The sequence below is a fragment of the Algoriphagus sp. genome (assembly GCF_024305035.1).
Taxonomy (GTDB): Bacteria; Bacteroidota; Bacteroidia; order Cytophagales; family Cyclobacteriaceae; genus Algoriphagus.
Genome location: NZ_JAMWZB010000005.1, coordinates 132,059 through 151,611, shown reverse-complemented (window position 1 = coordinate 151,611; position 19,553 = coordinate 132,059). Strand labels below are relative to the sequence as shown.

The window sequence follows — 19,553 nt, the reverse complement described above, 5'->3', positions numbered from 1 at the left end:
TATGAGCGAATCTTCGAAGACTTTTCTCTGCATTTCCAATTATTTTAAAGGAAACGCCTTTCTCAAAGCTTTAAAAAACCAAGGAAATCGGGTTTTTCTAGTCACCTCTGAGAAGCTCAAAGAAAGTCCTTGGGCTTTTGAGGCAATTGACGAGCTATTTTTTATGCCTGGACAGGATTTAGATTGGGATCTGAATATTCTATTACAGGGAGTAGGTGGACTAATGAAAGAACATAAAATTGACGCCATCATTGCCTTGGATGATTATGACGTCGAGAAAGCTACTTTTCTACGAGAAAATCTTCGAATTTCAGGAATGGGGCAATCGACCGGAAGATATTTCCGTGACAAACTCGCCATGCGAATCAAAGCGCAGGACGCTGGATTGAAAGTCCCTGCCTTTTCCCCCCTCTTCAATGACGAAGACATCAATCAATTCGCCGATCATATTGCTGCCCCTTGGGTCTTGAAGCCGCGATCGGAAGCTTCAGCTCATGGCATCATCAAAGTGTACAGTAAAGATGAACTCTGGAAAAACATTCATGAACTGGGTGAAAATCGACTTTACTATCTAGTCGAGCAGTTTAAACCAGGTGACGTCTACCATGCGGATGGATTGATGATTGGAGGAAAAAATATATTTCTTTCGGTTTCCCAATACCTCAGTACACCCATGGAAATTTCTCAAGAAGGTGGAATTTTTCGCTCAGCCACCCTAGAATATGGCTCGGTAGATGAGAAAGCCATCAAAAAAATGAACCATGAAATCATGAAAGCTTTTGGAATGAAATTTGGCGCTACCCACACCGAATTCATCAAATGTCACCAAGATGGTGAAATTTATTTTTTGGAAACCTCTTCTCGTGTAGGTGGAGCCTATCTTGCCGAAATGGTTGAAGCTGCAACTGGAGTCAATCTTTGGGCTGAATGGGCCAAAATTGAAAATGCTATTGCAAAAGGTACGGAATACCAAGCCCCCAAATCAGCAAAAAATTACGGTGGAATCGTGCTCACACTTACTCATCTCCAAAATCCGGATTTAAGCAGTTTTGATGATCCTGAACTTTTTTTCCGAGTACCCATGGAATACCACGCAGGTTTAATCGTACGATCAAAAGATCGGAAGCGTCTTCGGACACTTTTGGATAATTATGCGCTGCGACTAAGCGAGGAATATTCCACCTCAGCGGCTGCTCCCAAAGTCAAAAAATTCCATTAAAACTTCTCCTCAATCCCTAGTCCAAAAAGGGCAAAATCATACTTTACGGGATCCTCTGGATCAAATTTCCTCAATTCCTGAGTCAATTCAACCGCTGTCAACCAGTCGGTTTGTTTCCGTCGAATCAAGCCCAGTTTCCTTCCCACTCGGTCTACATGCAAATCACAGGGGCAAATGAGTTGAGAGGGATTCAACTTATTCCAAATTCCAAAATCCACTCCCTTCCCGTCATTTCTGACCATCCATCGGAGAAACATGTTGATTCGCTTGCAGGCTGCTTTTCGTTTTGGAGTGGCTATATGCTTTCGTGTCCGCTGTGGAGCATCCGGTAAGGAAAAAAAGAAGTCATGAAAAGAAGATAAAATCTGCTCCATGTCTTGGCTTTGACTTTTCAAAAAAGCAATCTCCAAGGAATCATGATTTTTATAAAACCAACTGAGAAAATGGATAAAATAAAGGGTATCGATATCATTGAATGTTCGATGCTTAAAGGTCAAAAAAGGTTTTAAATCCTCTTCTTGATGATGAATCAAAAAATCATGAGGTGCATCATCCATTAAATTGAAAAGCTCCAAACATTTATTGATGATGGTTTTTCGCTGTCCCCAAGCCAAAATTGCAGCAAAAAACCCCGCTATCTCAATATCTTGTTTTTTGGAATAGCGGTGAGGAATTGACACCGGATCCAGCGAAATAAATCCGGGACGATTGTATTGTTGGACTTTTTCATCCAAAAATTCTTTTAAATCCTGGATCATCCAATCGAAACCTTTACCTCACCCCCTTGGGTTCCGTCAAACCATTTGAATAGCAGGTCGTTTTCAATTCGATCGGAAATATGCCAATCAAAACATTTGATGGTAGTCAGGGACCTCAGGCTGTCCTCATCCGGGTTGTAAAGGCAAATATTGAAATCCGGTAAATCCTTAGCTTCTAAACTGTTCCATTTTTCAAGAATAATTCCCTCTTCCATTACCCGAACTTTATTTCCAAAAACAAAATCTGATAACACCGATGGAACGCCATCAGCTCTTCGGAGTTTAAATCCCGAAGGCCCAAACATGATCTGCTTAACGGGCTTGGCTTCAAAAAAACCATCCGAATACGGCAAAGTTTGCCATTCCTGATCGTTGAACTCCTCCCTATTTCCCTCGGTTCGGAAACGCGTCAAGAATTTGGACAATTGGGAAAAGAACCAGGTAAGACCTATAAATATTATCCCAAAACTGGCTAAAATTGGATAGGAAATCACAAAAATGGCATTCCAGATAAACCGAAATAAATGATGAAAAAACAAGTGTACCTTATTCATAATATTAGACTCCTTCACAAAGTTACCTCGAAGCAACAGCAATAACAAATCTGACTGTTAATGCTAAAATTGGACAGAATCAATTTAAGGGGATTCGTAGAGAAACTCCAGCCGGACCCAAGGTGATTTGTTTAAGAAACTCGGGAAGCTCCTGAGCATGGGCATGGTGGAATCCATACATGATCCCATCAAAAACCATCAAGAAGGCTCCTTGCAAAATTACTGATTTCCCAAATCCTTGCAGCCTATCGTTTGATTTCCGAAGTCCTCTTTCTTTCAGGTAAAATCCTGCTGCCATGTATGCCACATCTAATGCAGCATTGACCAATAAGATTTTTTCGATCCCCTGTTGAGCTTCCATGGTTTGCCAGAAATCCGTACCTGGACTTTCTTTAGTGGCCTGCCAATACCCAAATCCCGCAATCACCAAATTAACTGAATTCCAATACAGATTCATTTGATGAAAAGCCTTTAACTCTCCACTCTCCTTTCCCGCAGCCAGTCCTCCCCAAATCATATTCCCCACAGCCCAAGAACCCAAAATAAGCATTCCATTTTTGTTATACTCCAATCTAGTCTGGTTGAAATTTTCAAGTCCAGGAATTTCCTGACCCAAGGAATCCAAGGCGACAAACAACCCGAACGCCAGGATCATAAAACGAATTGAAAGCTTAAAATTCATACTCATCAAACATCAAGTAAACAGGATAGTTTGAGTCTGGCTTAAGTTTTTCAATCTCTTCAAGCCAGCTCTGCCTAAAAGCATAAAAAGCTGCCTCAAAGCAGCTTTTTAAGTTTTAATAGTTTCCCAAATCAATACATCACCTCTACCGGAAATCGTCCATTAACGGCTTTGAGTTGATCAAATGCAGCTTGAGAAAGTTTAATCAACAGCTTGGAATTGTCCCCCGTTTCGGGCAATACACCTACTACACGGGCGAAAATGGTGACATCATTTTCTTCATTTTTCACACGAATGATAGTCCCTACCGGAGCAGTTCGATGAAGCACCAAATACTTCTTATGCCCGCCTGTTCCCTCGATCAATTCTGCTTGACCCGTTTCCCGAATATTTTTAAATCCTCCACTGCTCGCACCGTCAGGAACCTGATTCATTTCTTCAGGATTACTCACCACTTTCGCCTCCCCTACCAAAGGTACTTCAGAGGGACCAGAGGCTGCTCTGCCTACTTTGATTACTTGTCCGGTCCGAAGGTTATTGGAACTTAAGGCATTCCAATTAATGAGTTCCTCTACTTTGGCATTATACCGATTGGCCAGTGAAAATAAGGTTTCTCCGGCTTGAACCTCATGGGAAATCCATTCTCCCGGCACAATAGGCTTTCGGTTTTCACCCGAGTAGACAGCGTTTTGATTTGCTGATTTTTCTTCAGGTTTTCTCAAATTATTTTTCTTTGAATCTGACTTCTCCGGTTCAGGTTTTTTGGGTTCTTCTTTTGGCTCCTCCGACTTGGGAATGCGGTTGGGCTCTATTATCTGCTTTTGCTCAGCTAACGACTTTTCCACTTGCTCAAATTCCTTCTTTGCGGGAGTCGAATTGGCTTGAGCTGTGGTTTTTGTGGGTACCGGTTCGGTTTTTTTGATGATAAGGGCTTGACCTACGCTCAAATCATTTCCTTTAAGCTGATTCCATTCCATCAACTCTCCGACAGAAACATTGTATTTTTTGGAAATGGCAAACAAAGTCTCACCGGCATTTACTTTGTGAAGATTAGCTCCACTCGGAATCGCCGCTTTGGAAATAAACGGAACCCGAATCTGTTGCCCGATTTTAAGTCCAGATTTGAGTGATTCATTCGATTCCACGATCTCTCCTACAGGAGTTTGATACCTTCTGGAAATCGCAAAAAGTGTCTCTTTGGGTTCAACTTGGTGCAAAATATAAGTCTTATCCCCTATTCGTTCCACCCCAACTGAATCCAGGGGAGCAGGATAATTTTCACCGGCAAAACTTGTCACCGAAAACAGACTACTAACGAAGGTAAAGAAAAGCGCTTTTTTGAAACTCATAATTTTAAGGGCGTAAATACTTTTAATGGGCACAATCTAAATTACTAACAAGAATTATGCTAAAGAAGTGGATTGTGGACATTTTGGGAAAATCCTACGGTCCAACGGAGTTTAGGGTGTTTTCTTCAAAAAAATCAATCATTCCACCATTTTCGTTGTTATCTTTTGACAAAGTTTAAAACTATGCTCAAGTATTACCTCAGCCTATTCGTACTTTTCACACTGATTAGCAGCACTATACTAGGTCAGGAAACTCAGGAAACTAAAAAGATTTTCACGTTTAAAATTGATCGAGACATTGATCCTGCAATGAATCGACGGGTAAGGCTTGCGTTGGAAGATGCAGTAGCATCCAATGCCGACCTAATCATCATCGAAATGGACACCTACGGCGGTGCGGTAAACGATGCGGACGATATCCGAACAATGATTCTGGAATCGAAAATCCCAATTTATACCTTTATCAATAAGGATGCAGCTTCCGCAGGGGCATTAATATCCATTGCCAGTGACAGCATATACATGGCCCCTGGTTCAAGTATTGGAGCGGCAACCGTAGTCAACGGAGCCGATGGAGCGGCCGCCCCGGACAAATATCAATCTTACATGCGCTCCATGATGAGAAGCACGGCCGAGGCCAAGGGCAGAGATCCCAAAATTGCCGAGGCCATGGTGGATGAAAAACTCGAAATTGAAGGGGTGACCCAGGCAGGATCAGTGGTGACCCTTTCGGTTTCCGAAGCAATTAAATTAGGGTTTTGTGAAGGAGAAGTTCGATCCATTGAGGACATTTTGGAAGCTCAAAAAATTCAAGATGCCGAATTGATCGTCTATGAAGTTTCGGAAACCGAACAGATCATCTCATTTTTTCTCAATCCGGCCATCAGTGGGGTTTTGATTTTAATTATCATCGGAGGCATCTATTTTGAACTTCAAACTCCTGGTATTGGCTTTCCCATTTTGGCTGCTATCGTGGCCACAGTTTTGTATTTTATCCCCTATTATCTCAATGGATTGGCAGAAAACTGGGAATTGATCATTTTCCTATTGGGTATTGTATTGCTAGCCGTGGAGCTCTTTGTCATCCCGGGTTTTAGTATTTTTGGTGTTTTAGGGATCATATTTATTCTTGGAGGCCTGGTTTTGGGAATGCTTCCCAATGAGGACTTCAATTTTGAATTTGTGCCGGCAGCTGATCTTTTTGCAGCTTTGCTCACGGTGATTCTTGCCGCATTGGCAGCAGTGGGTTTGGTATTTTGGCTTACACCAAAAGTCAATCAATGGGGAGCATTCAGCACCATTACACTTGCATCCACCCAATCCAAGGCTGAAGGATACACTTCCAGTTTTTACAGTGATCAGCTCTTGGGCAAAACCGGCAAAGCACACTCAAGATTGCGTCCAAGTGGGCGCGTAGAAATCGAGGGAGAAATTTACGATGCCTATTCCAGAGGAGAATTTATTGATCAAGATGAACAGATTGTCGTCATTTCTACAGAAGGTACTTCGCTCCGTGTGAAAAAAAAGGAAAGCTAAAAAATTCCCGATTTTGCTAAGTTTGCCTCATGAATCCATTTCAGTCCATTTATGAAGCGGTCGGGGAGGATAACCTCCGAAAACTTGCCGCTGGATTTTATCAGGAAGTAGCCAAAAACGAGACTCTTCGAATACTTTATCCAGAGCAAGATCTTAAACCTGCCGAGCGGAGACTTTTCCTTTTCTTGCTTCAAGTTTTTGGAGGGCCGCAAACTTATTCGGAAGAACGCGGTCATCCCCGTTTACGCATGCGTCACCTCCAATGGAAAATCGACGGGAAAATGAGAAATCATTGGTTGAATGCCATGATCTCATCCATGGACCAGCTGTCTCTGGAGCCAGAAGTGCGAGAACTCATGATGAATTATTTCGTCAAAGTAGCCAACCATATGATCAATCATGAGTAACCTGATCAGGAGGGTTTACACGATTTACGCAGGGCTTTTATTTGTCCTGAGTTTCTTGCTTATTTTCCCATTCTTTTTGATTTGCATCTGGATTCCCAGTTGGCAACAAATGGGAAGAAAAATCAACCAATACTGGGCAAAAACTTACTTTGCACTCATCTTTTTACCGGTGCACGTCGATCAGCGGGTTACCCTCGAAAAGGGGAAAGCCTACCTTTTTTTAGCCAATCATTTCAGCTATTTAGACATTGCCATGATGGGATTTATTCCGGGGGATGTTCAGTTCGTGGGAAAAGCCTCCATTCGGAAAGTACCGCTTTTCGGCTATTATTTCAAAAAACTGCATATTGCAGTAGACCGGAGCCGGGTCAAGAGTCGAGCGGAGACTATGCGCAGAGTTGCTTTGGCACTAGAACAGAAAAGCAGCATTGTGCTGTTTCCCGAAGGAGGTATTTATACCCAAAACCCCCCGAAAATGATTCCGTTCAAAAATGGTGCATTTCGTTTAGCAATTGAAAAACAAATCCCGATAATTCCTGTCACCTTAAGCTATAATCATCTAATTTTACCTGATGACGGCCAACTGCTTTTGAATTTGAAAAAAGCAAAAATGGTCATCCATGAAGCCATTTATCCTACCGAGGAAAGCTCCGAGCAAGACCTGAAAAATCGTTGCTTTGCCGTTATCCAAGACCAACTTGACCGTGACCATCAAATGGAAATGCAATCCTCAGAAAAATAAAAATATGAATATTGATAAACAGACCATCAAGAAAATCGCCCATCTCGCTCGCTTGGAATTTGATGAAAGCAGTGCTGAAAAAATGTCCCAGGACATGAGTCAAATTCTGGACTGGGTCGAAAAGCTTAATGAACTTGATACCGAACAAATCGAACCCCTCACCACCATGTCCTCTGAAATCAATGATATGCGTGAGGATGTAGTAGGCCATCATCTGGCCCATGAGGAAGCACTCAAAAATGCACCGAAGCGAGATGCCCAGTATTTTCGTGTACCGAAGGTTCTTTAACGATGAACTTGAGAAAAAAAGAAAGCTCTAGGTACGCCATGCTAGTTCCTGCCCTCCTACTCAGTATTACCGGAGGGCTTTTTGCGTATTATCAACTGCTCTTTTCACCGGCGACCTTCCAAACCGTAGTTCCAGTCAGTTTTTTGGATACGGTAGCCATTCCGTTTGACTGGGTGCAGATGGGCCCAATTTCTTTTCCGATACTAGTGGACAATTACCTGATTTTTCAAGAATTCAAATCCCTGCCTACTCTTTACCATCATCAAGAGAGCTTATTTTTCGGGATGTTAACCTGGGTGTTGATTGCTGTGCTGCTCAGTTTAGTTTCCGAATTTAAGAAGTTCTATTTTCTGGCATTTGGAATAAGCTGGATCCTTGTCCTGACACTCTCCAACTTAAACGGATTAAATATTGGCCGACCAAGTAGCAATTACGCACTGATTTTGGCGATTTGTGGTAGTTTTGCCGGACCGGTTTTTTTTCATATTCGAGGAGGAAATGTGAGCTTTCCAATTCGCCTGTTGACAAATTTACTGCTTACGGGAGCGGCTCTTGCGGTGATGATTCGCGAAAGTGGAATCCAGGATGCTTCAATTTATTTGGAGGAGCATGCCTTAATTCCACTTGTAATACTCGCCTGCGCTTGGCTATTTTGGAATGGTCACGGACTGATTTCAGGTAGTTATATTTTGATTTCCCGAGCCAATCGACAACTAACCTTTCGGGTTTCCCTTCAGATTTTAATCTTAGGCATTAGTTATCTCCTGTTTCTGGGAAACATTCTTTTGAGTTTTCGGGAAACGCCATTTGCTTTAATTCCAATTTTCAACCCCTTGCTTTTGCTAATTCCGATCGGAATACTGGGTTGGATCACCCTTGATGTCAAAACAAAATCAGGACTAGATTTGATTGCTTCCAGTTTCACGCTGAAAGCACTCTACCTTTTAGGTTTTGGGTTAACCCTTTGGTTGATATGGCGACTGGATCTTAGCCTAAATCAACCTGGGAAAGAACTCCTCAAACATGTGCTCGTTTACAGCCAAATCGGCTTTTCCCTTTTCTTTTTGATTTATCTCTTTACCAATTTTCTTTCCATCATGGATAGCGGAAAAGCAATAGACAAAATTATTTTTAAGCCCTTTTCGCTTCCCTATTACCACCTCAGAATTGGTGGGATGATTTCCATGCTCGTCATTATTGCTTTTACCGAAGGAATTGTGGGAGTACAAGCCCAAGCACTCAGCAATCAGATATTGGGGGATTATTATTACCGAAGTGGGCAGAAACTCGAAGCCAGTATTATCTATGAAAACGCTTGGTCTGGATACCGAAACAATCCCAAAGCAAAAAATACCACCGCCCAGCTTCTCTTCGAATTAAATCAGCCTACATTAGCCAAGCAACATTTGGAGGAAAGTTTTTCAGAGGCGCCCCAAGTGGATAATATCCTTTTACTTGCCGATAGATTGCATCGCGAAAACAAAATTTTTGAATCGATTTATTATTTGGAAAATGGACTTCGGTATTTCCCCGAAGATCACCGGATTAAAAACAATCTGGCGCTATTCTATACCAAAGTCAATCGAATCCAAGATGCCCTAAATCTCCTTGAAGGTAACGCTGACCCTATTTCGAAAAGTAATTTTACAGCGCTTTCCATCAAATCAGGTAAGCATGAGTCAGAAATCGAAAATCCAGAGGCAATCCCTGAATTAATCAATGAACTGGCTCGTCAAAATGTACTTGGCAATTTTCCGGAGGAATCCCTCCTCTCAGATTTACGAGAAAAAATAGAATCTGAAAACAGCCCTATGCTGGTTCAAGCTTCCTGGCGGAATATTTTCTCAATCAAGGATTTTAATCAGCCTGAGCGAGATCTCGCTATGCTGGATTCGCTCTGGACAAGTCCAAACATGGCAGATTACATCATGTCACTTCAAGAAACCGCTGTTATCCGAAGCCTTGGTGCGGGGAGGATCACAGATGCGGTAAAAAACCTCAACGGATTAGCCTTTCGAAATCCCGGCGATGCGGGTTATTTCTTGCATCTTTCATCCAGCATTTTAGCACAGCAGGCTGATTTTTCCCGCGCTTCACGAGAACTAATTGCCGCAGAAGAAAAAGGTTTTCAAGCATTTAAACCTCATCATTGGATTATTTTGACGCTGGGAGGGTATGCTGAAAAAGCGCTTGAAATGAGAGAAAAATATAATCTTGAAATCCCCGATTTTTTCCTCGATTCAGACGAAAATTTGCGACAGTATCTGGAAATAATTCGAAAAATCCACCAATTGATCCCGGAGGTCGCTTTTAATCAATGGAATCAGCTCGCCTCTGAGGAATTAAAAAGTGATTTGGCAGTACGTGTCTTAGCCTTTAAGGCCCACGGGTTAAATCGAGATCAATTGGAAAGTTTGGGCAGATCCATCCAAGAATTTCGAGGAGAATCTCCGGCCCTTCAGACCTTTCTTTCCAATCCAGACTTCAAAAACCAGAAATCGGTGAATGCTTTGATGGAGGCTCTGGAAATTGGAGATGAGTTGACAAGCAATCCGTTTTTGAGTCCTCTGATCTGGTCCGCTGCGAGTATAGAAAATGATCCGCTGAAAGCTTACGAATTGGTAAATGCAGCTACCGAATTCAATCAAGACCCTTTACTTTGGATCAAAAAAGTAAGATTAGCCCGAGAACTTGGACTGGACAATTATGCCACCGGAGCTTTGGAGCAACTCAGCCAATGGGTACAGCCAGCCGAACTCGAAAGACTCCAATTATCAAACTTCTAGCCCATATTCTCGTAATTTGTACAAATTGATTCTATTTTTAAGCGAAACTAAATCTACGCCACATGACCAAAGTAATTGAAACCCACCAAATCAATAAAACCTATAAAATGGGAGCTGAAGTAATCCAGGCCCTCAAATCCGTTTCTATTGAAGTTAATCGTGGCGAATATGTGGCCTTTATGGGGCCATCCGGCTCTGGAAAATCCACTTTAATGAATATCATCGGATGTCTTGATACCCCAACTTCCGGTCGCTATATTCTCAATAACAAGGATGTCAGCGACATGACAGAAAATGAACTTGCTGAAATCAGAAACAAAGAAATCGGATTTGTTTTTCAAACTTTTAATCTTTTGCCCAGAGCCAGCTGTCTGGAAAATGTCGCTTTACCCTTGGTCTATGCGGGATATGCTAAGGCCGAAAGAGAAGAAATCGCTTTTCAGGCATTGAGCAATGTAGGATTGGGTGAGCGAACCAAACACCGACCCAATGAACTTTCCGGAGGTCAGCGGCAACGCGTAGCCATTGCTCGTGCTTTGGTGAATAATCCCAGTATCATCCTAGCCGATGAACCTACCGGTAATCTGGACTCCAAAACTTCTTATGGCATCATGGAACTATTTCATGAATTACATTCCAAAGGAAACACCATCATAATGGTCACTCACGAAGATGATATTGCCCATTATGCGCATCGAATCGTCCGATTGAGAGACGGCTTGGTCGAGAGCGACACAGTTAATCCAAACCCAACCCGAGGAGCAGCTGTACATGCCTAAATGGAAAGCAAGAAATCTAAAATAGATTCTTATTTTTGTGGCAGAATCGAAGGGCTAAGGAATGAAAATCTATACAAAAACAGGAGATCAAGGAATCACATCACTACTCGGAGGGGTACGAGTACCCAAATCCGACCTTAGAATCGATGCCTACGGAACGGTGGATGAGCTCAATTCCTATGTGGGCTTAGTAAGAGATCAGGCTGTAAACGAAAAAAGAAGTGATTTCTTAAAATCCATTCAAGATAGGCTTTTCACTTTGGGAGCTGACTTGGCTACGGTACCTGGCAAGGAAAAGGTAAAAAAGCCAGATTTGCAGGATGAGGATATTTTGGCCCTTGAACAAGCAATGGACCTTATGGAAGCTCAACTTCCGGCGCTGACTGCATTTATTTTACCCGGCGGACATCCATCCGTCTCTTTTTGTCATCTGGCCCGTACGGTTTGTCGCAGAGCAGAACGAATTGTGGTCGAGCTAGCATCCTATGAGCAGGTCAACGAGCTTGTAATCAAATACCTAAATCGACTTTCTGATTATTTCTTTGTTTTGGGCAGAAAAATGGCTGCTGAACTGGAAGTTGAGGAAGTCACTTGGAAGCCACGAACACACTAATTTTGATTTTGAGGATCTTAAAATCCTCTCTCCATAGGCAAAGGCCATAACCTAAATTCACATGAAAACTTCTCTCGCGATCCCGGTTAAGCAGACCCAAAATTCTAGACTTTCAGAAACCGATTTTTCTAATTTGGTATTTGGAAAGACCATCTCCGATCACATGTTTGTAGCAGATTACAAAAATGGAGAATGGACAGATTTGCGAATCGAACCCTATGCGCCACTGCATCTCAATCCATCCAATGCTGCCCTTCATTATGGACAATCGATTTTTGAAGGATTAAAAGCGTATAAAAACGAAAATGGAGAGGTAATCATCTTTCGGGCGGATGCCAATTGGAGTAGACTTAATGAATCAGCAGAACGGATGTGCATGCCTTCTTTGCCTGAGGAAATCTTCATGGAAGGGCTTACCCAACTCATTGATCTGGACCGGGATTGGGTGCCCACTGCTCAAGGAGCTTCACTTTATGTGCGTCCATTTATGTTTGCTACCGATGATTATATTGGGGTTAAACCTTCTGATACCTACAAATTTATCATTTTCACCTGTCCTGTTGGAAATTATTATTCCAAGCCAGTAAGCGTGAAAGTAGAGACCAAATTTACCCGAGCTACGGAAGGTGGGACAGGCGCCGCCAAAACTGCAGGGAACTATGCAGCATCACTTTACCCTGCACTTCAAGCGCAAAAAGCAGGCTACGATCAGCTACTTTGGACCGATGGAAAAAGTCATAGCCATATTGAAGAGAGCGGAACCATGAATGTGATGTTTAAAATCAATGGAACTTTGGTGACTGCCCCCACACATACTGGAACCATTCTCAAGGGAATTACCCGGGATTCGGTAATTCAATTGGCAAAAGACTGGGGACAAGCAATTGAGGAGCGATTTTTAAGCGTCGATGAATTAAAAAGCGCCCTTCAAAAAGGAGAATTGGAAGAGGCATTTGGTACCGGTACAGCCGCAACCATTGCCCATATCCAATTGATTCATATTGATGGCAAAGACTATAAACTGCCAGAAAAGTCTCAAGACGCCTTCTCTCATCGGGTTTTGGCCGAATTAGACGGTATTAAATATGGAGTTAAATCCGACCCGCATAATTGGATCATGAAGTTTTAATCAACCAATCGCCAGCTGAGAAGTTGGCTTTTTTTTTCGGCCTTTTGGAAAGAAGGGAGAATTAACTATCACTCCAGTTGATGAGTTTTAGAATTCGAATTATTGAAATGGGAACGGGAGAAAATCTAAGAGATTTTAGCGGCTGACCTCTCATTTTAAACCCTTGCCCGACTCAAGGGCATGGTCATACATCGGGGTCCTCCAAGCCCCCGGCTAAGTTCGGAGGAGGGAATTTCCAACACCTCCACTCCCATGTTTCGCAAAGCGCGGTTCGTGTGAATGTTTCGGTTATACGAAATCACCCGGCGGGGTCCGATCGCAAAGACATTTGCCCCATCAAACCATTGTTCACGCATAGAATAATCCGGATTGCCATCTGCTGTAGCCAAGACTTCCAAATGCGGAATTTCACGTTCCAGTACAGTCAGAAGTGATTCCTGAAGCACTTCTCTTCGAATATGAACCTTGTCATGCTGAATTTCCTTCAGGGTGTAGCAGGATGTCTTAAGTACCGCATTCATTGCATCAGGATAAGTCAATACCAAGTTTTCATCTAGAATGGTAAATACCGTATCTAAATGCATGTAATTTCGCTTCTCCGGCAAATGAACCTCATAGACCCGCTGAACGGTCTCTTCCGCCAAAAGTGCTTTTGCCGCTTGGTAAATAGCCTTTTCATCGGTTCGTTCCGAATTACCAATTGCCACAGCCTCATGGGAAAGAATAATCACATCGCCACCCTCAATACTCGGAGGATGATTATACCCATTAGCCGGATAAAGTAAATTGACATGATCTTTAAAATCAGGATGGTTTTCAAAAATGGTCCGGAGCAAATCCGCTTCCCGTTGTCTCCCCTCCATTTTCATCGAGGAAAAAATAATTCCTCCCGGAGTCAAAGCCATGGGATCTCGTTGAAAATATAAATTGGGGCAGGGAGAAATCAAAAAGGCGTATTCCAATAGCTCTCCCGCATCAAGTTGCGGCATCTTCTTCCGCAATTCATGAACTTTAAGTCCAGCTGTTAAAATTCCGGAACATTCTGCGGTCGAGAACCGCTCCAAAATTTCTTCTGCCAATTGAACCAATCCGGAGCGTTGCAGCGATTCCTTGATCAGTTTCAATAAAATCTCCCGATCATATAAGACTCGAATCAAAAGCTCCCGCAACTGATATACCTGGGCTCCGGTAGATTCTTTGATCACGTTGGAAAAATAATCGTGCTCCTTCTGTAAGGCCTCCAAATAAGGCACGTCTTCAAACAGCAAAAATTCCTTATTATAAGGGGTTAGCCGGTCAATTTCCCTTCCAGGTCTATGCATCAAAACGGCTTTCAAGGTGCCATATTCTGAATTGATTCGAAGATTCATTTCCTAGTAGATTTACAAAGTAATAGTTGATAAATTACTGATTTTTAAATTAAAAAGTGATTTGATTAGACAAAAAATAATCAAAAAGGATTTTCATTCCTGAATTTTTAAATAGAACTCCGAGTCACCCCATGGTACTGGCTAAGATTTTGCAACAGCAATCCCAAGTTTGATTATTCCAACTTATCGGCAAAGATTAAAACCCATCGACGCTAGTTTTTCGTACCTTCACTTTCAAACGATCCCTTATGAAATCAGTTAAACCAACTTCATTAATGCTACTCTTTAGTAGCTTGATATTCTTTCTCACCTCCTGCGAATCGACTGCACAATTAACCAAAATTCTGGAGCAAGCCACCGGAAACCCCAGTACCTCTGAAATCTCCGCAGGAATCAAAGAAGCCCTGGAAAAAGGAACGGGAATCTCTGCGGACCGGCTTTCTGCAGAAGATGGCTTTTTGGAAAATCTCGATGTCAAAATCCTTTTTCCTGAGGAAGCCAAAAAAGTTGAAAACACCTTACGAAATATTGGCTTGGGAAAACTCTGCGATGATGTCATCCTCAGCCTCAATCGGGCTGCCGAAGATGCCTCCAAGGAAGCCAAACCGATTTTTACTGCCGCTATCAAACAGATGACTTTGCAAGACGTGCAGGATATTCTCCTGGGTGAAAAAAATGCGGCTACCCAATATTTCGAACGGACGACTACCGATTCATTAACCGTGAAATTTGCCCCGATCATTGATCAGAGTCTCACCAGAGTCAATGCCACCAAGTACTGGGGTGAAGTCATCGAGCGATACAACCAAGTTCCATTTGTTAAAAAAGTCGATACCGATCTAGGCTCCTACGTGACTCAAAAAGCCATTGATGGACTTTTTGTAGAAATTGCGAAAGAGGAATTGAAAATCCGGGAAAATATCAGTGCGCGAACCAGCCCATTACTTCAAAAAGTATTTGGCTATGCCGAGCGCCAACGAAAATACGATTAAAAAAGCCTGTCGGAAATCAAATTCCGACAGGCTTCTTCCCAATCATTTTACCCAATGGTAAATGGAATTTAGCTTAAATTCTTGCCTTACTTGACCAAGGTCATCATCAGGGATTCTCCTTCTTTTTTCACCGTAACCAATCCTCGCTTAGTCAACGATTTGACAGCGACATCCCATTTTTTATTACTGAGCCCAGCTTCAGCCTTAATTTCATTTAACTCGGCTGATTCTACCTTTTTAACTAATTCAAAAACCGCTTTTTCCTCTTCATTGAGTTCGATTGGCTTTTGCTCCGGACGCATTTGCGGAAAGAAAAGGACTTCTTGAATCGTCGTTTTATTGGTCAACAGCATGGTCAATCGATCGATGCCGATTCCAAGTCCCGAGGTCGGAGGCATGCCGTATTCCAACGACCGAAGAAAATCTTCATCCATTGCCATCGCTTCATCATCACCTCGTTCGGCCAACTTCAACTGCTCTTCAAACCGTTCGCGCTGATCGATCGGATCATTGAGCTCAGTGTAGGCATTTGCGATTTCTTTTCCATTGACAAAAAGCTCAAATCGTTCCACCAAACCGGGCTCCGTTCGATGCTTTTTAGCCAAAGGCGTCATCTCAATCGGATAGTCGGTAATGTAAGTCGGCTGAATTAGATTTGCTTCGACCTTTTCCCCAAAAATCTCATCGATCAATTTTCCTTTACCCATGGAATTATCCACTTCGATTCCCATCTCCTGACAGACTTTGCGAAGTTCAGGTTCCTCCATTTTGCTGACGTCGATTCCTGCATATTCTTTGATCGAATCATACATACTCAGCCTGCGGTAGGGTCCCGCAAAATCAATTTCCCGCTCACCTACTGTTACCTTGGTATCCTCATGAATGGCAAGGGTCACTTTTTCCAACAAATCCTCCACCATCTCCATCATCCAAATGTAATCTTTGTAGGCTACGTAGATTTCCATGGAGGTAAATTCCGGGTTGTGCGTCCGGTCCATTCCCTCATTGCGGAACATTTTCCCGAACTCATACACCCCATCAAATCCGCCGACGATCAATCGCTTGAGGTACAACTCATTGGCAATCCGCAAAAAAAGCGGCATATCCAAGGTATTGTGATGGGTCTGAAAAGGTCTTGCAGCCGCTCCTCCATGAACTGCCTGCAATATCGGTGTTTCCACTTCCAACCAGCCATGATCGTCAAAATACCGACGCATGGAAGAAATAATCTTTGACCGGGTGATGAAGGTCTGCTTTACTTCAGGATTGACGGTCAAATCCACGTAGCGTTGCCTGTAGCGCATCTCCGGATCGGTGAATCCATCGTAAACATTCCCCTGTTCATCCCGCTTGACCACAGGAAGCGGCTTCACTGATTTGGAAAGAACCTTCAATTCGGTAACGTGCAATGAAATTTCACCGGTCTGAGTTGTAAAAATATAACCCTTCACCCCGATGAAATCACCGATGCCCAGGAGTTTTTTGAAAACCGAATTATACAAAGTTTTGTCTTCCTCTGGACAAATGTCATCTCTTCGAACATAAATCTGCAATCTTCCCGTAGAATCCTGAATCTCACCAAAAGAAGCCGAACCCATGATCCGACGACTCATCAATCGCCCTGCAATGGAAATATTCTTGTAATCGTTCTTCCGGTTTTCGTAGTTTCGATGAATATCCTCTGCTGTCACATTGATCGGAAAAGCCTCCGCAGGATAGGGATTGACCCCCAATCTGATGAGTTCTTCTCGATCCTTTCTTCGTTCGATTTCCTGTTCGCTCAGAAGTTGCATTTTATTGTTTTATGATTTATGTTTCTTGTTACAATTAGCTTTTTTTAATCGCTACTATCAGCGTGAAATACCTATGGATACTGCCAACTACCTACTGTTCTTCCCCTCTTTTCTCCGCTTTATCTCTCGTCTGACCAGTTCAAATTCCCGGCTACTTTGACCAGCGATCGACGTATTTTCGGCTGCTCTCCGGGTTAAGTACGGCATCACTTTCTCCACAGGACCATAGGGCAAATATTTGACTACATTATATCCTGCCTTGGCCAAATTAAAGGAAATGTTATCACTCATCCCATAGAGCTGAGAGAAATAAACTAGATCTGATTTTGGATGAATATCGCATTCATCCATCCATTCGGTAAGTTTCAAACAACTTTTTTCATTGTGTGTGGCACAAACCAAAGCAATCCCATTTCTGAGGCTGTATTCAATTGCCGCATCATAATCCCGATCAGTAGCTTCTTTGTTGGGTTGAATTGGATCGGGATAACCCATTTCTTCTGCTCGCTCCCGCTCCTTTTCCATGTAGGCTCCCCGCACAGGTTTGACCCCAAAGTGATAGCCCTTTTCTACTGCCACTTGATGGGCTTTTTTCAATCGCTCCAAAGAATCATGTCGATACATTTGGTAGGTATTGTACACCACACAGCGCTCCCGATTGTATTTTTCCATCATTTCATAGGCCAAGTCATCGATGGTATTCTGGTACCAACTATCTTCAGCATCTACCAGAATTTTTAGTCCTAAATCATGAGCTGCCTTGCAAAGTCGATTAACCCGGATTTTAACCCGCTCAAAAGCTTCTTTCTCTTGATCGGATAGCGTTTTTCCCGACTGGATTTTTTCCATAATATGAAAATCACCCAATCCGGTCGTCTTAAATACCCCGAAAGGCATAAAATTGGTTTTGGAAGATTCGATTATCGTCTGGAAAATCTCATCGGTAGTCTGGTTAAAGCTTTTCTCATCCCCCTTCCCTTCTACCGATAAATCTAAAATCGAATGCACCCCATATTCAGCCAATTTTCTACTCGCTTCAATACTTTCACTTATCGTCTCCCCTCCACAAAAATGGCCAAACATCGTCTTTTTCATGATTCCTTTGACAGGAAACCGTAATTTGAAGGCCAAATTAGCCAAACCGATCCCTAATTCAGAAATCAGGTTATTGTTCAATGTCGCAAAAATCAGGTACATTTTCCGGAGTTCGGCGTCACTCTTGGAAGCAAAAGCTACTTCAAGGTTCTCAAAAGAAATTTTGGGTTTTACAGGCATATTGCGCAAATAAAGGTGCAAAGATATTAAAAAAACGGCTTCTACTTCCCTTTTGTTAGGAATATTGAAAAGTTTCAGGCCGATAAAATTCTGATCTTTCACCCGTCGAACCAAAGGACCAAACGCGAAGTTTACACCTTATAAAACGCAGTATACTTGGAAGCTATTTTTGAAAAAAGTAAGTACAAAAAACCGCTGATTATCGCCGGTCCCTGTAGTGTAGAATCTCCTGAGCAATTTAAAAACAGCATTGCTCCCCTGGTCCAAAAGGGAATTAATATCATCCGTGGCGGAATATGGAAGCCTCGAACCCGGCCTGGTAGCTTCGAGGGTTTAGGCTCCATTGCACTTCCCTGGGTTACTGAAGTCAAAAAGGACCTTAATTTTAAATTTGCTACCGAAGTGGCTTCTGCCCGGCACGTTGAAGAAGCATTGAAGCATGGTGTAGATATCTTTTGGATTGGTGCTCGCTCCACCGTAAACCCATTTACAGTGCAGGAAATTGCCGATAGTCTCAATGGCATTTCGATTCCGGTTATGATTAAAAATCCGGTCAATGCAGATTTGAGCCTTTGGATAGGAGCTGCTGAGCGGATCCAAAAAGCAGGGATAACTGATTTTGCGGTTATTCATCGAGGTTTTAGCAATTTTAGGGATGTGATTCATCGAAATTCCCCACTTTGGCAAATTGCAGTGGAATTCCGCACTCTTTTTCCTGAGGTAATGATGATCAATGATCCCTCTCATATTAGTGGAAAGCGAAGTTTAGTCCCCAGTATTAGCCAAAAAGCCCTCGATTTGAATTTTGACGGACTAATCATTGAATCGCATGTCAACCCAAACACCGCTTGGTCAGATGCCGAACAGCAACTCACTCCCGAGGAATTATTAAAAATGCTCCAAAGGCTCAAAACCCGAAAAGTTCACTTCCAAAATCAACAAACGCTTAATCAATTGGAGGAAATCCGTCAACAAATTGATCAAGCAGACCACGATTTACTCGAAGCCCTGCATCGAAGAATGGAACTTGTGGAGAAAATTGGTGAATACAAAAAGCTCAACAATGTTTCGGTTCTACAGCTGGAGCGATGGAAGGAAATCTTTAAGACGCGGCCAGAGTGGGGAGAAAAGTTAGCCCTTAATCCAGATTTGATCCGAGAGATTTTTGGATTGCTCCATCAGGAATCCATTCGAAAACAAACTGAAATTTTGGATCAGAAATAAGGTAAACGCCCTCGGCCAGACTCTTAATCAAGAATTTAAATGATAGAATCAAAATA

Annotated in this window: 18 protein-coding genes; 11 read left to right on the top strand and 7 right to left on the bottom strand. The window is 42.6% G+C overall.

The genetic code is table 11. The features are described 5' to 3' along the window. The first annotated feature begins 1 nt into the window (after window position 1). Entirely contained in the window at window positions 2–1,219 is a 1,218-nt protein-coding gene (locus tag Q0L00_RS04280; RefSeq protein ID WP_297335625.1) for an ATP-grasp domain-containing protein, read from the top strand. Here the strand turns inward: Q0L00_RS04280 and Q0L00_RS04275 are convergent. The 4 genes from Q0L00_RS04275 to Q0L00_RS04260 form a co-directional block, all read right to left on the bottom strand. Then, on the bottom strand, window positions 1,216–1,977 hold the full coding sequence (locus Q0L00_RS04275; RefSeq protein WP_297335624.1) for a TIGR02757 family protein: 762 nt from the start codon (window positions 1,975–1,977) through the stop codon (window positions 1,216–1,218). The two genes, Q0L00_RS04280 and Q0L00_RS04275, sit on opposite strands and share 4 nt — an antisense overlap. Beyond that, window positions 1,974–2,531: a hypothetical protein gene (locus Q0L00_RS04270; RefSeq protein ID WP_297335623.1), complete on the bottom strand. Its 558-nt coding sequence runs from the start codon at window positions 2,529–2,531 to the stop codon at window positions 1,974–1,976. Before Q0L00_RS04270 ends, Q0L00_RS04275 begins: the two co-directional genes overlap by 4 nt. A 79-nt stretch (window positions 2,532–2,610) precedes the next feature. After that, a complete protein-coding gene (locus Q0L00_RS04265; RefSeq protein WP_297335622.1) occupies window positions 2,611–3,186 on the bottom strand; it encodes a hypothetical protein in 576 nt (191 codons plus the stop codon). A 158-nt stretch (window positions 3,187–3,344) separates the two neighbouring features. Beyond that, the gene (locus Q0L00_RS04260; protein WP_297335621.1) at window positions 3,345–4,562 is read right to left on the bottom strand and encodes a LysM peptidoglycan-binding domain-containing protein; all 1,218 of its coding nucleotides are present in this window, start codon (window positions 4,560–4,562) and stop codon (window positions 3,345–3,347) included. 183 nt (window positions 4,563–4,745) lie between these two features. Here Q0L00_RS04260 and Q0L00_RS04255 point away from each other — a divergent pair, with 183 nt between their 5' ends. From Q0L00_RS04255 to Q0L00_RS04220, 8 genes are all read left to right on the top strand, one after another. Further along, window positions 4,746–6,098, top strand: coding sequence for an NfeD family protein (locus Q0L00_RS04255; RefSeq protein ID WP_297335620.1), 1,353 nt, complete (start codon window positions 4,746–4,748; stop codon window positions 6,096–6,098). Window positions 6,099–6,127: 29 nt separating this feature from the next. After that, window positions 6,128–6,505, top strand: a complete 378-nt coding sequence (locus Q0L00_RS04250) for a cyanoglobin (protein ID WP_297335619.1) — start codon at window positions 6,128–6,130, stop codon at window positions 6,503–6,505. Continuing rightward, window positions 6,498–7,247: a lysophospholipid acyltransferase family protein gene (locus Q0L00_RS04245; protein WP_297335618.1), complete on the top strand. Its 750-nt coding sequence runs from the start codon at window positions 6,498–6,500 to the stop codon at window positions 7,245–7,247. The genes Q0L00_RS04250 and Q0L00_RS04245 overlap by 8 nt, the downstream gene beginning before the upstream one ends. A 4-nt stretch (window positions 7,248–7,251) precedes the next feature. Beyond that, the gene (gatC, locus tag Q0L00_RS04240) at window positions 7,252–7,536 is read left to right on the top strand and encodes an Asp-tRNA(Asn)/Glu-tRNA(Gln) amidotransferase subunit GatC (protein ID WP_297335617.1); all 285 of its coding nucleotides are present in this window, start codon (window positions 7,252–7,254) and stop codon (window positions 7,534–7,536) included. Window positions 7,537–7,574: 38 nt separating this feature from the next. Further along, window positions 7,575–10,322, top strand: a complete 2,748-nt coding sequence (locus Q0L00_RS04235) for a hypothetical protein (RefSeq protein ID WP_297335616.1) — start codon at window positions 7,575–7,577, stop codon at window positions 10,320–10,322. A 62-nt stretch (window positions 10,323–10,384) separates the two neighbouring features. Further along, the gene (locus Q0L00_RS04230) at window positions 10,385–11,101 is read left to right on the top strand and encodes an ABC transporter ATP-binding protein (RefSeq protein WP_297335615.1); all 717 of its coding nucleotides are present in this window, start codon (window positions 10,385–10,387) and stop codon (window positions 11,099–11,101) included. A 61-nt stretch (window positions 11,102–11,162) separates the two neighbouring features. Then, on the top strand, window positions 11,163–11,714 hold the full coding sequence (locus Q0L00_RS04225; RefSeq protein ID WP_297335614.1) for a cob(I)yrinic acid a,c-diamide adenosyltransferase: 552 nt from the start codon (window positions 11,163–11,165) through the stop codon (window positions 11,712–11,714). A 61-nt stretch (window positions 11,715–11,775) separates the two neighbouring features. Further along, a complete protein-coding gene (locus tag Q0L00_RS04220; RefSeq protein ID WP_297335613.1) occupies window positions 11,776–12,843 on the top strand; it encodes a branched-chain amino acid aminotransferase in 1,068 nt (355 codons plus the stop codon). A gap of 155 nt (window positions 12,844–12,998) precedes the next feature. Here the strand turns inward: Q0L00_RS04220 and Q0L00_RS04215 are convergent, their stop codons facing one another. Next, complete coding sequence (locus Q0L00_RS04215; protein ID WP_297335612.1) at window positions 12,999–14,213, bottom strand: arginine deiminase family protein; 1,215 nt, start codon at window positions 14,211–14,213, stop codon at window positions 12,999–13,001. Window positions 14,214–14,461: 248 nt separating this feature from the next. Here Q0L00_RS04215 and Q0L00_RS04210 point away from each other — a divergent pair, with 248 nt between their 5' ends. Then, window positions 14,462–15,205: a DUF4197 domain-containing protein gene (locus Q0L00_RS04210; protein ID WP_297335611.1), complete on the top strand. Its 744-nt coding sequence runs from the start codon at window positions 14,462–14,464 to the stop codon at window positions 15,203–15,205. Between the two features lie 86 nt (window positions 15,206–15,291). Here Q0L00_RS04210 and lysS read toward each other — a convergent pair whose 3' ends face one another. After that, window positions 15,292–16,998 (bottom strand): lysine--tRNA ligase, encoded by a 1,707-nt coding sequence (gene lysS / locus Q0L00_RS04205; protein WP_297335610.1) that lies wholly within the window; start codon window positions 16,996–16,998, stop codon window positions 15,292–15,294. 87 nt (window positions 16,999–17,085) lie between these two features. Then, window positions 17,086–18,273: a proline dehydrogenase family protein gene (locus Q0L00_RS04200; RefSeq protein ID WP_297335609.1), complete on the bottom strand. Its 1,188-nt coding sequence runs from the start codon at window positions 18,271–18,273 to the stop codon at window positions 17,086–17,088. 156 nt (window positions 18,274–18,429) lie between these two features. Between Q0L00_RS04200 and Q0L00_RS04195 the strand changes: the two genes are divergently transcribed. After that, the gene (locus tag Q0L00_RS04195; protein ID WP_297335608.1) at window positions 18,430–19,497 is read left to right on the top strand and encodes a bifunctional 3-deoxy-7-phosphoheptulonate synthase/chorismate mutase type II; all 1,068 of its coding nucleotides are present in this window, start codon (window positions 18,430–18,432) and stop codon (window positions 19,495–19,497) included. Window positions 19,498–19,553 lie beyond the last annotated feature (56 nt).